The sequence below is a fragment of the Bradyrhizobium sp. Y36 genome (assembly GCF_002531575.1).
Taxonomy (GTDB): Bacteria; Pseudomonadota; Alphaproteobacteria; order Rhizobiales; family Xanthobacteraceae; genus Bradyrhizobium.
Genome location: NZ_NWTI01000008.1, coordinates 115,191 through 128,571, shown reverse-complemented (window position 1 = coordinate 128,571; position 13,381 = coordinate 115,191). Strand labels below are relative to the sequence as shown.

18 protein-coding genes are annotated in these 13,381 nt (G+C 65.3%); 8 read left to right on the top strand and 10 right to left on the bottom strand.

What is annotated here, in order from left to right:
• Positions 1-16: 16 nt before the first annotated feature.
• Complete coding sequence (locus CO669_RS16475) at positions 17-649, bottom strand: TetR/AcrR family transcriptional regulator (protein WP_097660847.1); 633 nt, start codon at positions 647-649, stop codon at positions 17-19.
• 96 nt (positions 650-745) lie between these two features.
• Here CO669_RS16475 and CO669_RS16470 point away from each other — a divergent pair, with 96 nt between their 5' ends.
• From CO669_RS16470 to CO669_RS16460, 3 genes are all read left to right on the top strand, one after another.
• Positions 746-1,411: an O-methyltransferase gene (locus tag CO669_RS16470; protein WP_097660846.1), complete on the top strand. Its 666-nt coding sequence runs from the start codon at positions 746-748 to the stop codon at positions 1,409-1,411.
• A gap of 180 nt (positions 1,412-1,591) precedes the next feature.
• The gene (locus tag CO669_RS16465; RefSeq protein WP_097660845.1) at positions 1,592-1,936 is read left to right on the top strand and encodes a DMT family transporter; all 345 of its coding nucleotides are present in this window, start codon (positions 1,592-1,594) and stop codon (positions 1,934-1,936) included.
• Positions 1,936-2,505, top strand: a complete 570-nt coding sequence (locus CO669_RS16460) for a TetR/AcrR family transcriptional regulator (RefSeq protein ID WP_097660844.1) — start codon at positions 1,936-1,938, stop codon at positions 2,503-2,505. Before CO669_RS16465 ends, CO669_RS16460 begins: the two co-directional genes overlap by 1 nt.
• Here the strand turns inward: CO669_RS16460 and CO669_RS16455 are convergent.
• The 5 genes from CO669_RS16455 to CO669_RS16435 form a co-directional block, all read right to left on the bottom strand.
• Positions 2,502-2,840, bottom strand: a complete 339-nt coding sequence (locus CO669_RS16455; RefSeq protein WP_097660843.1) for a hypothetical protein — start codon at positions 2,838-2,840, stop codon at positions 2,502-2,504. The two genes, CO669_RS16460 and CO669_RS16455, sit on opposite strands and share 4 nt — an antisense overlap.
• A 73-nt stretch (positions 2,841-2,913) precedes the next feature.
• Complete coding sequence (locus CO669_RS16450) at positions 2,914-3,120, bottom strand: hypothetical protein (protein ID WP_198964057.1); 207 nt, start codon at positions 3,118-3,120, stop codon at positions 2,914-2,916.
• 238 nt (positions 3,121-3,358) lie between these two features.
• Complete coding sequence (locus CO669_RS16445) at positions 3,359-3,637, bottom strand: hypothetical protein (RefSeq protein WP_097660842.1); 279 nt, start codon at positions 3,635-3,637, stop codon at positions 3,359-3,361.
• Positions 3,638-3,815: 178 nt separating this feature from the next.
• Positions 3,816-4,859, bottom strand: a complete 1,044-nt coding sequence (locus tag CO669_RS16440; RefSeq protein WP_097660971.1) for an SH3 domain-containing protein — start codon at positions 4,857-4,859, stop codon at positions 3,816-3,818.
• 155 nt (positions 4,860-5,014) lie between these two features.
• Positions 5,015-6,937: an FAD-binding monooxygenase gene (locus CO669_RS16435; RefSeq protein ID WP_198964056.1), complete on the bottom strand. Its 1,923-nt coding sequence runs from the start codon at positions 6,935-6,937 to the stop codon at positions 5,015-5,017.
• A 101-nt stretch (positions 6,938-7,038) separates the two neighbouring features.
• Between CO669_RS16435 and CO669_RS16430 the strand changes: the two genes are divergently transcribed.
• The gene (locus tag CO669_RS16430) at positions 7,039-7,503 is read left to right on the top strand and encodes a MarR family winged helix-turn-helix transcriptional regulator (protein ID WP_097660970.1); all 465 of its coding nucleotides are present in this window, start codon (positions 7,039-7,041) and stop codon (positions 7,501-7,503) included.
• Between the two features lie 120 nt (positions 7,504-7,623).
• The gene (locus tag CO669_RS16425; RefSeq protein ID WP_097660840.1) at positions 7,624-8,058 is read left to right on the top strand and encodes a COG4315 family predicted lipoprotein; all 435 of its coding nucleotides are present in this window, start codon (positions 7,624-7,626) and stop codon (positions 8,056-8,058) included.
• 10 nt (positions 8,059-8,068) lie between these two features.
• On the opposite strand, the gene CO669_RS16420 is transcribed toward CO669_RS16425, so the two are convergent.
• The 3 genes from CO669_RS16420 to CO669_RS16410 all read right to left on the bottom strand — a co-directional run bounded on the left by CO669_RS16420 (position 8,069) and on the right by CO669_RS16410 (position 9,962).
• Positions 8,069-8,251 (bottom strand): hypothetical protein, encoded by a 183-nt coding sequence (locus CO669_RS16420; RefSeq protein ID WP_097660839.1) that lies wholly within the window; start codon positions 8,249-8,251, stop codon positions 8,069-8,071.
• A 17-nt stretch (positions 8,252-8,268) separates the two neighbouring features.
• Positions 8,269-9,153 carry a hypothetical protein gene (locus CO669_RS16415; protein WP_245444331.1) on the bottom strand — a complete coding sequence of 295 codons (885 nt, stop codon included), beginning with the start codon at positions 9,151-9,153 and terminating at the stop codon, positions 8,269-8,271.
• A gap of 212 nt (positions 9,154-9,365) precedes the next feature.
• Positions 9,366-9,962 (bottom strand): L,D-transpeptidase, encoded by a 597-nt coding sequence (locus tag CO669_RS16410; RefSeq protein ID WP_502694485.1) that lies wholly within the window; start codon positions 9,960-9,962, stop codon positions 9,366-9,368.
• Between the two features lie 370 nt (positions 9,963-10,332).
• Here CO669_RS16410 and CO669_RS16405 point away from each other — a divergent pair, with 370 nt between their 5' ends.
• Positions 10,333-11,388, top strand: coding sequence for a hypothetical protein (locus CO669_RS16405; RefSeq protein ID WP_097660838.1), 1,056 nt, complete (start codon positions 10,333-10,335; stop codon positions 11,386-11,388).
• A gap of 382 nt (positions 11,389-11,770) precedes the next feature.
• On the top strand, positions 11,771-12,001 hold the full coding sequence (locus tag CO669_RS16400; RefSeq protein WP_097660837.1) for a DUF6894 family protein: 231 nt from the start codon (positions 11,771-11,773) through the stop codon (positions 11,999-12,001).
• Here the strand turns inward: CO669_RS16400 and CO669_RS16395 are convergent, their stop codons facing one another.
• On the bottom strand, positions 12,002-12,787 hold the full coding sequence (locus CO669_RS16395; protein WP_097660968.1) for an SDR family NAD(P)-dependent oxidoreductase: 786 nt from the start codon (positions 12,785-12,787) through the stop codon (positions 12,002-12,004). It lies immediately after the preceding gene.
• A 132-nt stretch (positions 12,788-12,919) separates the two neighbouring features.
• On the opposite strand from CO669_RS16395, the gene CO669_RS16390 reads away from it, so the two are divergent.
• Complete coding sequence (locus CO669_RS16390) at positions 12,920-13,309, top strand: hypothetical protein (protein WP_097660836.1); 390 nt, start codon at positions 12,920-12,922, stop codon at positions 13,307-13,309.
• The last annotated feature ends 72 nt before the right edge of the window (positions 13,310-13,381 follow it).

Below are 13,381 nucleotides of genomic sequence, written 5' to 3'. Positions count from 1 at the left end.
ATGCAGCACCCGCACGTCAGCGTCGCGCCAACTCTCCGAGATAAGCACGGAACATGTCGGCCAGGCCGCCAGCGTGCCGCGCGATCTCGGCCTCGCTGCGCGGTGCTTCCGAAAACCGCTTGCCGATCTCGCTCAACGTCGTCTTGATCAGCTCGCCGGCAAGCACGCGCGTCGCATTCGGCGTTTTGGGCAGCGCCTCCCGCATGAACGCCGCGATGATCTCCTCGCCGGCCGCCCGCGCCTCCTGCGCCTCGGGGGCGTCACGATAGAGCGGCGCGGCATCGCTCAGCGCAATGCGGATTGCGGCCTCCTCGCACTCGGAGCGGATGAAGGCGTGGACCAGCGCACGCAACCGCACAAGTGGCGGCTTGCTCCGATCCGCGAGGATATCGCGCAACAGCTCGCTGGTTCGTCGCCACTCGTCGCTCTGGAGACGGAACAGGATCGCGGCCTTGTTGGGAAAATATTGATAGAGCGACCCGACGCTCACTCCGGCCCGCTCCGCCACCCGCGCCGTGGTGAAGCGCTGCGCGCCCTCCCTCGCCAGAACCTGAACAGCGGCATCGAGAATGGCCGCCACAAGCTCGTTGGAGCGAACCTGTTGCGGCTGTTTTCGCGAGGAAATTGAACGGCTTCGACGCTCCGCCACCGCACTCTCCGGCAATGCGAATAGGAAATGCGACGAATTAGTCGTATTTCCATCCGCACGCAAGCCCCCTTCCGTTCCACCTTCCGGAGATATCGCATGACCACCTCGACGATCACATCGCTTGCGCCGCTGCTGAATCGCCTGTTCGACGAGGCCGAGGCAGCAAGCGGTGCAATGCGAGCCGCCGTCGCCGACTTGTCCGACGCAGACCGGGCGCGGATGATGCGAAGCAAGACCGACTACCATGACCTGTACGGGCGCCTGAAGGACGTCCCACTCGCGGTCTCGCGCGAGACGGGAACGCTGCTCTACATGCTGACGCGCAGCTCGCGCGCCCGGACGATCGTCGAGTTCGGCACATCGTTCGGCATCTCGACGCTCCACCTTGCCGCAGGCTTGCGCGACAATGGCGGCGGCCACCTCATCACCAGCGAGTTCGAGCCGTCAAAGGCGGCTCGAGCGCGAAAGAACCTCATCGCCGGCGGCTTGATCGATCTCGTCGAGATCCGTGAAGGCGACGCGCTGAAGACGCTCAGCGCCGAGCTGCCCCACGCGATTGATCTCGTGCTGCTCGACGGCGCCAAGGCGCTCTACCCGGAGATCCTCGATCTGCTCGAAGGCCATCTCGGGACTGGCGCGATCATCGTCGCCGACAATGCCGACGACAGCCCGGACTATCTGGCGCGGGTTCGCAAGGCTGGCAGCGGCTACATGTCGACGCCCTTCGCCGAAGACGTCGAGCTCTCCGTACGGATCGACTGACAGCGATCGAGCCGCCACGACTGGCTGGAGCCGCGGCGCGATTACGCGGCGGCCCCACGCCCGTTTTCAGCCATGTCGCAGGCTCGTCACTCAGATGTGATACCTGCTGCGGGCCAAAGCCGAGAGCCGCGTGATAAACATACCTACCGCGCGGTATCTTTATTTCGCCCCGAGCTGACCATGACCTCCACCTTCAATGCCTATGCAGCGCTCGCCCTCGCCATCATTCTCGAGGTCACGGCGTCGGCCTTCCTGCAGCAATCCGCGCAGTTCACGCGGCCCTGGCCGACGCTGGCCATGGTGCTGTTCTACATCGCCTCGTTCTACGCGCTGTCGGTCGCGATCCGCGTCATCCCCTTGAGCATCGCCTATGCGATCTGGGGCGGGGTCGGCATCATCCTGACCGCCACCGTCTCCTTCGTGCTGTTCCGCCAGATGCTGGACGCCGCAGCCTTCGTCGGAATCGCTCTGATCGTCTCGGGGGTCGTGATCATCAACCTGTTCTCGCAGACCACGGCGCATTGATGCCGGAAAACCGCTACACCCGCGCCAAGCAGCCCGAGCAGGTCCGGCGCGCCCTGCTCGACCATGCCGCGGCGATCGCGATGGACCACGGCGTCGCCGGCGTCACGGTGCAGGCGGTCGCCGAGGCGGCCGGCGTCACCAAAGGCGGGCTGTTTCACCATTTCGGCAGCAAGCAAGCGCTGATCGAAGGCCTGTTTGCCGATCTCCTCGCCCGTGTCGATGCCGAGATTGACGCCGCCGTCGAAGCCGATCCGAAGCCACGCGGCAGCTTCACGCGGGCTTATGTGAATGCGGTGTTCACCGGCAAGGCCTTCGGCTTCGCGACCCCATGGGCGGCGTTGAGCATGGTCGTCGTGACCGATCCGCCGCTGCGCAAGCTCTGGAACGACTGGATCAAGACGCGCCTGAAGCGTCATCGCCAGACCGACGGCGCGCCGGATCTGCAAATCGTGCGTCTGGCCGCCGACGGCGCGTGGCTATCCTATGTCACGACGGGACAGACGCGCATGAGCGCCGAGCTGCGGGCCGTGCACGCACGGCTGCTCGCGCAGACCTATCGGCGCAGTTAGCGGGAAGCAGGCGGCTGCTGGCTCTGCGCCGGCTTGGGTGGACGCAGTGCGGATCGCGCGGGTTTCTTGGCGGGCTTGGCCGCGGCACCCGGTGGCGGCTCGTCGGCCGCCTCCAGATAGGCGGCGAGAACCTTGGCCGAGTCGGAGCTGGTCGCGTAATGGTCCTTCAGGAACCAGGACAGTGCCAGGCTGAAGCGCCCTTTGGCGAGCCCCCGCGGACTGCGATGGCAAGTCGCGCAGCCGTCAGCGAAGAGCTTCGCAGGCGGCTTGCCGGCGTCGAGATTTTGAGCGGCGGCAACCGTCGCCGTCAATATGGCGGCGGCCGCAAGACCCATCACGGGCACGGTCCGGTCGCGCCCCGGTCGAAACAGCAATGTCAAACGTCGTTCCCTTCGCCCGGTCCGGCGGTCAGGCGGCCGACAGTTGATCGAATTCGGGCGGCGCATACGCCTTGCCGTCCTGATCGGTGATCACGACCTGCCACCCTTCGCTCGCCCACACCCTCGCCTTCGCCACGATGAGCAGCCGGCTCTCGCGGGCGAAACTGTACTTCGCATTGTCGCGTTCTGCGATCATCTTGTAGGCCAATTCGCATCCCCTTGCGTCGCCCTGCACCCGGCCTCCTCGTGGCAGCGGGCTTTGGCGGCAATTCGCCGGGAGCGTGGCAATTTGGTGCCATCCGCAAAGCATGGCGCCCGCGGCCGGCATCGGCGCGCCCGCGGAACCGCGATTCCACCAGCCGCAGGCCTGCTGCCTGCGACGGCCCGAACCGTTTTCATGTCATGCTGGATCGGCCGCCGGGGACCCGGACCATCACATCGGCGAGGGACCGATCGTCCACGTCCGGACTCGGCTAATGCACGCGGATGATGTGGGGACGACCGAGATCAATCAGCCCCTGCACCGCCGAGAGGCGGTCGTCGAGGGCTGCGATGGTGAGCAGCAGGTTGTTACGGCGCTCATCGAGCAGACCCATCTCGGCGCCGGTGAGCTTGGCACTCGTCCGTTCCTTGAGGATCCCGTCGAGGGATTCGCGCAATCCGGCAATCAGGCTGGCCAGCTGCTTGGCCTCCTTCGTCATCGAACGCTTCGCGACGTTCTGGCGGCGCGTCTCCGCCTGGCTCTGTCTCATGTCATCCTCCCGTGCCCCGCTGCCCCGAGTGGATGCTTACAGCTTTGGGTAGACATGTTACGATCGATGAAATCTGCCCGCGAAGAACTGACTTAAATTTTCTCGACCTGTTCATGACAGAGAAAAGCCCGGCACGAGGGGCCGGGCTTTTCGAACGATGCGACAGCTCTTGACGACTTCAGTGCTTTTGCCCGGGGCCGCCGGCCGGTGCACCGCCGCCGCGCGGCGCCGCGTTGATGTGAGGAGCGCCACCGCCGCCGGGGTGCGGCATTGCAGGTGCTGCCGCACGCGGCGCCGGCATCTGCGCGTGAGCATTCATCGGCGAACCCCGACTCACATTCGGCTGCGCGACATGCGGCATCGCGGGCCGCGCGGCCGGCGCGGCGGACACACGCGGCGCTTCATGCGCACGCGCCATCGGCCGGGCATGCATCCCGGCGGGGCTCGCTTGCCGTTCGTGCATCATGCGTGCCTGGGCATCGCGCGGATTGCGCATCTGCACATTGCTCCGCTCATGCGCGATGCGCTCGCTCCGTCCGGCGCGGGTCCGGTCGACCGCAACGCCAGCATCGCGTTTTGCAGCGTCGCGCGCCGCGATCCCGGCGTCGCCCTTCGCGATCGCTGCGTCGCGTTTGGCGATCGCTGCGTCGCGTTTCGCGATCGCCGCATCGGGCCGTGAGTTCGCAGCGTTACGTCCGGAGATCGCGGTGGCGCCTTTGCCCCGCACGCCTTCTCGTTCCAGAGCAACCACAGCATCGCGCGTTGCCGCGCGACCGATGCGGGCGGCACGCGGGTCGATCGTCATCCGCGTCGCGACGCGCTGGTGCGAGGTCCAGTACCCATTCCAGTAGGCGTGGCGGTGATACCATGGCCGGCCCGCATAATAGCTCGACCAGTACGATGTCAGCACGAACGGAACCACCGGCACGTCGATCTCGTCGACGTAGTCGGGCAGATAGACGTAGTGATTGCGATAGAGATATTCGAGATATTGCGACGACACCCAACCGCGATCGTCGGAGAAGCTGACGTCGCACCAGGCATTGCCGCGCAGGCAGCCATGGATATTGACGCGAGCGCCCTCGGGGACCCGGTCGACGAGCGGAAAACCCGGCCCCGGCCCGGCGCGCAGACCGGTCGAGACGGTGACGATGCCCGGCGCGGCCATCGCCGCTGTTGGAGCGAGCAGCAAGGCGGCAATCATAACGCTCTTGAATTTCATGATGTGTTCCTCCTCATTCGAATCGGAACGCGCCAGCAGAACGGGCGTTCCGCACAGAAGGGTCTCATCCGTCAAAAGACTGAACGCACACTGCGCGCAGTTCAATATTCATCCGCCGTTCATCGGCGCAACGCGTCAGATGCTCTGCCGGACCGTCATTCGATCCGCAACATGAATGCATCGAAGTAGGACGCAAGACCGGCAAAGTCATCGAGCGGCAGCACGCTTGCGACATATTGGTCGGGCCGCACCACAACCATGCAGCCCGCCCTCCGATCGATGCCGCGCATCGTAAAGACGTCGTGGCCGCTCTTGATATCCGGACAGAACATCTTCTCGTAGTCGTACAGGCCGTAGCGGCCTTTGCTCGGGAGCAACATGGGCGGCATGGCCTCGAGCGCAAGCTCACGATGATCCTGCTGAAACACCGCGCGCAGATCGATCACGCTGTCGATGTCCGAGTTTCTGGACGTGTATCGGCGGATCGGCGATTCCCGGGACTCGGCGAGAAAATTGCACAAGCGACGAATGCCCGAGTCTGGCGCTGCAGGATTCTCGCCAGGACAAAACGCGTAGATCCGAAAACGTCCGTCGGCCTGCGCCGCATGCCCGAGATGCACCGGCTTTGCGTCCGCAAGCCGGATCACGGGCGCCGAATGGAAGCGCTTGCCGATGACGAGGCCTTCTGCGAGGTGCTGATGCGAGCCCGCTCCGGTGAGGATCGACGGCGTATAATGCGTCGCCATGCCCGCGGTGTAGCGGCCGTGCCGGACGAAATAGTCCTGCGTCCTGGCGGCATCGGCGCCGCCGGCCTTGGCGGCGGAGGCGAGAATTCCGGCCCATTCGCGGTCGAAGTCGATCAGCTCCTTGGCAACCGCTTGGCGCTCCGCCGAGTAGGAATGCAACAGACTCGGTGCAACCTGCTTCCGCAGCACCGCGGCGAGCTTCCAGCCGAGGTTGAAGGCGTCCTGCATCGAGACGTTCATGCCCTGCCCCGCCTTCGGGCTGTGGGTATGGCAGGCATCGCCGGCGATGAAGATCCGCGGCAGGCGCGTTGCGATCTCCGCGTCCGGCACGTCGTCGAACTTGTCGGTCAGGCGCTGGCCGATCTCGTAAACCGACCACCAGGCGATCTCCTTCACGTCCAGCGTATGCGGCTTCAGGATCCGCTGCGCTTTCGCAATCACGTCATCAGCCGTGATGTTGCGATTGGCGACGCGCTCGCCGACATCGAGCTTGGCGAGCTCGACATAGATGCGAACCATGTAGCCGCCTTCCCGGGGAATGATCAGCAGGCTGCCGTCCTTCGCCGACTGGATCAACGACTTGAAGCGGATGTCCGGAAAATCGGTCACGGCCAGCACGTCCATGACGCCCCAGGCGTGGTTGGCGGAATCGCCGTGCAGCTCACGGCCGATCGATTTGCGTACCGTGCTGCGGGCGCCGTCGCAGCCAACCACATAGCGCGCCTTGACCGTCTCGACCTTGCCCTCGCCGCCGGCATCGACGCGCTCGAGGCGAACGGTCACGGCGTGCCCATCAGGCCCCGCGGCGGGATCGACCTCGAGATCGAGCAGGCGGCGGCTGTAATGGGGCTCGAGCTTGGCCGGCGACTTGCGCATGACGTCGAGAAAGCCGTCATGGATGCGCGCCTGGTTGAGGATGACATGCGGGAATTCCGACAGGCCGTCCTCGACGTCCTGCACCCGGCCGCTGCGGATGATCGTCTCCGGCCGCCGCTCGTCCGGCTTCCAGAACGTCGTCTCGTTGACCCAGTAGGCTTCCTTCAGCACCCGTTCGCTGAACCCGTAAGCGTGGAACATCTCCATGGTGCGGCAGGCGATGCCGTCGGCCTGCCCGACCAGCAGACGGTCCGGCTTCTGCTCGACGATGCAGGTCTTGATGTCGGGAAATTGCGCCAGTTGCGCCGCCAGCGTGAGGCCTGCAGGACCGCAACCGACGATGAGGACGTCAACCTCGCGCGGCACGGCACCTCGCGCACCCGACGCCTGAACGCGCTCGGCAGGATCGGCGATCTCCGGATCGCCCGGCTGAAATCCATTGAGATGGAATTGCATGAGCACCTCTCCCGCTAACGTCTTCTTGGATATTGATCAGTATGCTGACTATCAGTATACTTGTCAATATTCCGCGCCTCTCTGCCGCGAAGGAGAATTCGGTGAGCGACCCCAACGACATGCCCGGGCATCTGGCGCGCCGCTTCCAGCAGATCGCGGTCGCCGTGTTTCTGGCCGAGGTCGAAGATGCCGGCTTCGACCTGACGCCGGTGCAATACGCCGCGCTCGCGACCATCAAGGCCAATCCGGGACTCGACCAGGTCACGCTCGCAGGCTTGATCGCCTATGACCGCACCACCATCACCGGTGTGATCGATCGCCTCGTGCAGAAGGGTCTCGCAGAGCGCCGCGCCTCCAGCCGCGACCGCCGCGCCCGTGAACTCGAGATCACCGACGAGGGTCGGCGCACGCTGCGCAGGATCACGCCGGCCGTGGAGTCCGCCCAGCGGATCATGCTCCGCGGCCTCAGCGCGAAAGAGGGCGAGGAGTTGATGCGGCTGCTGCGCAAGGCGATTGCCGCCGGCAACGATCTCAGCCGCGCTCCGCTGCGCGAAAGTCAGGCATGAACCGGTATCTTTGTCCGTAATTGTCGCAGGACTGCGAAACCAGGAACTAACCTTCGGCTGCTACGGTCGGCAACATTCTGCGCTTAACGCGCGATTAACTTTGTCGTTCGGGGGTTTCGGATGTTCAGGTGTCTCATCGCAGCCGCGGCCGTCGCGCTCTCAGCCGCTCCTGCGCTCGCAAACGGCCATGGCGGCGGCGATGCCCCTCCTCCGCCCAAGCCCGAGGCGACGACCGCGCCGGCAAAGGTGGTCATTACCAAGCAGGGTCCCAAGCTCGTCGATCTCAAGGGCATGACGCTTTACACGTACGAGCGCGATACCACCGGAAAGACGTCGAGCTGCAACGGCAAGTGCACCGAGAGCTGGGTGCCGCTCGCCGCGACGGCCGACGCCAAGGCCGTCGGCGACTTCACCGTGATCAGCCGCGACGACGGCAGCAGGATGTGGGCGTACCGCTATCGCCCGCTTTACACCTCGCCCGCGGACAAGGCGCCGGGCGATGCCAACGGCACTGCCACCACACTGCAATGGCGCGTCGCCCGGCCCGCAAATTAGGGCGAGATCGTCACCGGTTGTTGGGCCCGGTCGGGCCGGCCAGTTCGGTCGGAACGGGCCTGAAGACCGGCAGATCCGCGCTCGGCTGAAGCGGCTTGATGGTGGCATTCACGACCACGGGACCGGTCGCGAACCACAGCGCCGCCACCGCCGCGATTGCCAATCCCGCTCCGAGCGCCGCAATCTCTTTCATTTCCTTGTCCCCAGCGATCAATTGCTGAGAATGACGCCATGCTGGTGGCGCGACGGATGATCGGCATCGACCAGCGTGTTCGGATCGGTCGCGATCACGGCTTCCGGTAGCGGCATCGGCTCGAGGCCGGCGAAGCGGCGATAGATCGCGCCCATGACAGCCCCGCAGAATGCTGCCGGCGCCACGAGAAAGGCAAGCAGCGGCACCGCAAAGGCGAGCAACAGCGTACAGCCGAACGCCGCCCCGCCGCCGATCGCCGCATATTCCCACGCATTGCGACGGCTCATGGCGCGCGCGAGGTGGTGAACGCAGAGCATGAAGATGCTCGAAGGAATCACAGAGATCACCATCATGACCATGAAGGTCTGCGCCGGGATCACCGCCGCGAAGATATGTGCGGTGCTCTTGTCCCCAAAGCCGTTCGTCAGCAGCGGCACCAACGTGTAGGGCAGCAGAGTTGCAAGCACCGTCGGCATCAGCGCGGCGATAACGATGCCCGCGAACGACGTGCGGACGCGGACCGGCCCATTGAATGCCAGCGGCGGGGGCTTTCTCGATGCGTCGGCAGCGGAAGCCTCCCCGGCTGCGCGCACAACCGGACTGAGGCCGGCGAACTGGCCGTAGAGGAAGCCACCGATCATTCCCGCGATTGCCGGCAGCAGACCAATCGTCATCACCGTGCCGTCGCCGGGCGCCGCCAGCTGAATGTGGTTGCGGATCGCGATACCGTAGCTCAATGCCGCCATGACGCCGCCCATCAGGCCGTAGGCGAGCCGGCTCGAGACAGTCCACTGCCGCAGCACGACATGTCCGGCGAACAGGAAGGCTGCGTTCATCGCCATGCGGCCGGCATACAACACCAGGATCTGATCCGGCGCCGGCACGCCGACAGGATCGGTCACTGCCCTCCCGCCAGAGCGAAGACCAGCAGCACGGCTTCGACGATGGCCAGCGGAATCAGCGCGGCGAACAGCGCGCGCGGCGAATTCTTCACGAGATACATGCGAGCAACCCCTTGCTCGCTGCACGCTAGGCGCGAGACGTTAGGGACCGCGCAAAACAATGGCTAAAATTGTCGCAGACCGGACGCTGGACGGCTCGTGCGCGCGCCGCCTTACCCCCGCCAGCTTCCACCCGCCTCGGCCCGCGCGCTCTGTCCGGGCGGAAGCACCACGACCATCGAATTGAGCTTCACCCGGTCGTAGAGATCGATCACGTCCTCGTTGCGCATCCGGATGCAGCCGGACGAGATCGCCTGCCCGATATATTCGGGCTGGTTGGTGCCGTGGATGCGGTACAGCGTGTCCTTGTTGCCGACATAGAGATAGATGCCCCGCGCGCCCAGCGGGTTGGCCGGGCCGCCCGGAACGCGCGCCGGATAAGGTCCCAGCCGCGCCTGGATATCGGCCGTCGGAACCCAGTCCGGCCACTCCGCCAGACGTCCGACCCGCGCAACACCGGAAAACGCCATGGCCTCCTCGCCGACCGCAACGCCGTAGCGGATTGCCTTGCCGTCAGGCAGCACGAAATAGAGATAGCGGGCGTCGGTATCGACGAGGATGGTACCTGGCTGCTCCTTGCGCTGGTAATCGACGATGTGACGAAGATATTGCTCGGGCACGTTCGCCTGCGCATAGGGCGTATGCGCGAGCAACTGCTTGTCGCGCGGCGTCATGCTCGCGTCGGTCGACGGCGAAAGCGTGGTCTGCATGCAGCCGCCCAGCGGCAGCAAGGCAACGACAAATAGAGCGATGATAGATCTTGGCACCGCCGGCCCCCCGATAGCGGATAGCAGCGCCCCCAGCACCGCTGAGATGCTGCCAAAATCGTGCTGAAAACAAGGCAGTTCGGAACAATTGCGCGTGTTCGGCAACCGAGGTTCCATCACCACAAACGGCGGAAGAGCGTCGCATGATCTCCATCCCCTCGCCTTGCTTTGGTCAAACCCGGCTGGACTCGTGCGTCATCGGGTCGGGCCCATCCGTTTGGGTGGGTTCACTGCAACAGATCGGCTCGCGCCAATGCGGACGACCAGGACTTAACACCCGGGCTTCAAGTGCCCGGGCCTCAGAGGAGCTGCGATGCTCGCGACGCTGAACCCCAAGCAAATCGTCGATGAGATCGTGAAGGACACGGTCAAGGACAACGATCCGCACGACGCGATTCAGATTTCGCCCGACATTGTGCTGGCCTCACGCCCGATCAGTGTTGCGCCCGCGCTGGCGCCCGACGTCGCGCCGCGACCGGAGCCGAAATTCGCGCCGGAGCCGAGAGCTTCTCTGGAACGCAGGATCTCTGTGGAGCCCAAGTTCAGTCCTGTTGCGGAGCCGCAGCCGACCGCGCCGGCCTCGGTCGACACCGCCATACGCGTCGCGGCGAGCGAGGGTCGCGGCCCGCAGAAGCGATCCGCCATGCGCAAGTGGCTGCGCGGTGCGTTCGTCACGTTCCTGTTTGCTGGATCAAGCGCGGCCGCCACGATCGCCTGGGAGCAACATGGCGACAAGGCCAAGCAGGTGCTCGCCGAATGGACGCCTGCATTCGCATCGCTAACGTCGCTGCTGCCTTCCCCAGCGCAGACGGCGCCGGTCGCCGGCGCGCAGGCCGCGCCGCCTGCGGAGCAAGCCGCTCCGCCGGTGGCACAAGCGGCCGTCAACCAAACGGCAGCGGAACCCGCCGCACCGCCCCCGGTTCAGGTTGCGGCCACCGCGCCTGCGGCAACGGCGTCAGATGCCGCGCAGTCGGTGCAATCGATGACGCGCGACCTCGCCGCCATGGCGCAGCAGATCGAGCAGCTCAAGGCCAACATCGCCGAGCTGAAAGCCGGACAGGAGCAGATGGCGCGCGAGATGGCGAAACCGCCCGCGCCGAAACCATCTGCCGATGCGAGGCCGATTGATCCGCGCGCACGCGCCGCTGCGCTACCGCCGAAGCCTGCGGGGGCGCAGCCGGTTCACAAGCCGAAGCCGGTCGTGTCGCGCACCTACATGCCGGCCTATTCGCCCGCACCGCTCGCGCCTCCACCGCCGCCTTCACAAGCTGCCGCGATGCCGCCGCCACCGGCCGCACCGGTCACCACGACTCAAGCCGTTGCCGACGACGACGGCCCCGTCGTACGTCCGCCGATGCCGCTGCGCTAAACCGCGCAACAGCGCGGCGCACGCCACGATGTCTCGCCTACGCTGTCCCGAGTCGATGTGATGCGTTGAGTCCGGGCAACTACGGAAAAGCGATGCGCAGGTCATCTTCCGCTCAAGAGAAAAGGCCGTCGGGATCTAAGCCGGCGGCCTTCTCTTGCAGCTGCCGGTTCCCGGAGCCCGGTTCTGCTGCAATTCCATGCCTTATGATCGCGCCGACATATTTAATTAAATGTTAATGCGCTCACAGCTTGCACATCATTTCTGCGCCATAAGCACAGAGATTGCGCGGCCCGTTCATCCTCCAGCTATCGACTCAATGGTAACATCCGAACATGTGTTGAGACTTCCACGGAAGCTCAGCTCCTCACATCGGGGAATTCGGATGCCTTACTACTCCTTCGATCTTGTGGTTGGTGAAGAGTTCAGAAACCAGGGCGGAATCATTCTCGAGGACATCGAGGTTGCCTCCGACCGCGCCGATCAGCTGGCGTGCGAGCTGTCGCAGGTGAAGCCCGAGCTGCAGCAGAAGGGTTGCGCGGTGCGCGTCACCGATCGCGATCACAAGGAGATCTATCGCACGCCGCTCGATCCGGTGCCGGCCTGGCGCCGCTGACTAGTCGTCCGTCGCCGGCGGCTCGAACCAGTTGGTCAGCGACAAGCCGCCGTCGACGACGAAGGCCGCGCCGGTGACGTAACCGGACAGCTTGTTCGACAGCACCGCGAGCGCCATCGGCGCAAGGTCACTGGCCTCGCCGAGCCGCCCGAGTGGAATGTGTTTCGCCAGCGAGGGATCCGCGACGAACCCGCCGGCGGCGATTGCACCCGGCACCAGCGCGTTGACACGGATACCGTCACGGCCAAACGTCTTGGCGAGCTCCTTCACCAGCATCGCCATCCCCGCCTTCGCCGTCGAATAATGCGGAAGGTTGCGCGGCGTGCCCGCATGCAGCGACGTGAGAAACAGGAACGAGCCCGGCCGCTTCGCCGCGATCAGCCGCTTGGCGAGTTCGCGCGCCAGATGGAAGCCGGCATCGAGATTGACGGCATGCATCTGCTGCCAGGTCCTCCGATCGACCGCAAGCGCATGATCCGCCTCGCGCCGCTGCGGCGATGCGCTGTGGACGAAATGAGTGATCTCGCCCAATGCTGCGTTCGCGGAGGCAAGCAATGCGTCGCATGCCTCGAGCTCGGCGAGATCGCCGACCCAGGGCACCGCCAGTTCAGGCTTCGCGCAGGCGCCGATCGCGGCCGTCACCCGCTCGGCGTTGACGTCGGCGAACACGGTCCGGACGCCCTCGCCGACCAAGGCCTGCGCAATCGCGCGGCCGATGCCGTTGCCCGCGCCGGTCACGAGCGCCTTGTCACGAGTGGGATCGAACGGCGTGCTGAACAGGCTCATCTCGCTCTCCGGGACCGGAATGCGGACCACGATAGCGCACTGCAGCGGGGAGCGACAAATTCGCACCTTGCACCATTGCGGAGCAGCTCGCCGGACGTTAGCCTCCTCCAAAAATCGGAGGAGATACCAAGGATGCGCTACGGTTTCCTGATGGCTGGCCTGTTGCTGATCGCCGCTCCGGCCCAGGCCGAGGACCACCCACGCTCGACCTATGTGACGCTGGTCCTGCAGGCCTTCGCCGCCAAGGTCGAATGCCCGGGCACGGACGTCGCCTACCAGGATCTCGTGCAGAAGGCGGAGCAGATGCACTTGCCCGAGGGCACCACCGAGAAGGTGCGTAAGGCGATCGCCTGGATGCACACCGGCGGCAAGATGGGCGAGAAGCAGGACGACGATCTGATGGCCGAGGTTGCGGTGGCGACCCAGGCGACCGATCTCAACCAGCGCCGCCTCGGCATGCCGAGCTGGTGCGAGGTCCAGAAGACCAACCTTGCCGGCCTGATCCGCGCCAAGGGCGGCTAGCGAGCCCGGGTTTGGCCGCGTTAAGCACGCGTCACGGAAACCCTGCCCCGGCCAACAATCGTCACATTCCTC

Bases quoted from the DNA above. Each gene is read 5' to 3' on its own strand.
- CO669_RS16470 (WP_097660846.1), top strand. From the start codon at position 746: ATGACCACCTCGACGATCACATCGCTTGCGCCGCTGCTGAATCGCCTG.
- CO669_RS16465 (WP_097660845.1), top strand. From the start codon at position 1,592: ATGACCTCCACCTTCAATGCCTATGCAGCGCTCGCCCTCGCCATCATT.
- CO669_RS16460 (WP_097660844.1), top strand. From the start codon at position 1,936: ATGCCGGAAAACCGCTACACCCGCGCCAAGCAGCCCGAGCAGGTCCGG.
- CO669_RS16455 (WP_097660843.1), bottom strand. From the start codon at position 2,840: ATGGGTCTTGCGGCCGCCGCCATATTGACGGCGACGGTTGCCGCCGCT.
- CO669_RS16445 (WP_097660842.1), bottom strand. From the start codon at position 3,637: ATGAGACAGAGCCAGGCGGAGACGCGCCGCCAGAACGTCGCGAAGCGT.
- CO669_RS16440 (WP_097660971.1), bottom strand. From the start codon at position 4,859: ATGAAATTCAAGAGCGTTATGATTGCCGCCTTGCTGCTCGCTCCAACA.
- CO669_RS16435 (WP_198964056.1), bottom strand. From the start codon at position 6,937: ATGCAATTCCATCTCAATGGATTTCAGCCGGGCGATCCGGAGATCGCC.
- CO669_RS16425 (WP_097660840.1), top strand. From the start codon at position 7,624: ATGTTCAGGTGTCTCATCGCAGCCGCGGCCGTCGCGCTCTCAGCCGCT.
- CO669_RS16420 (WP_097660839.1), bottom strand. From the start codon at position 8,251: ATGAAAGAGATTGCGGCGCTCGGAGCGGGATTGGCAATCGCGGCGGTG.
- CO669_RS16410 (WP_502694485.1), bottom strand. From the start codon at position 9,962: ATGCAGACCACGCTTTCGCCGTCGACCGACGCGAGCATGACGCCGCGC.
- CO669_RS16405 (WP_097660838.1), top strand. From the start codon at position 10,333: ATGCTCGCGACGCTGAACCCCAAGCAAATCGTCGATGAGATCGTGAAG.
- CO669_RS16400 (WP_097660837.1), top strand. From the start codon at position 11,771: ATGCCTTACTACTCCTTCGATCTTGTGGTTGGTGAAGAGTTCAGAAAC.
- CO669_RS16395 (WP_097660968.1), bottom strand. From the start codon at position 12,787: ATGAGCCTGTTCAGCACGCCGTTCGATCCCACTCGTGACAAGGCGCTC.
- CO669_RS16390 (WP_097660836.1), top strand. From the start codon at position 12,920: ATGCGCTACGGTTTCCTGATGGCTGGCCTGTTGCTGATCGCCGCTCCG.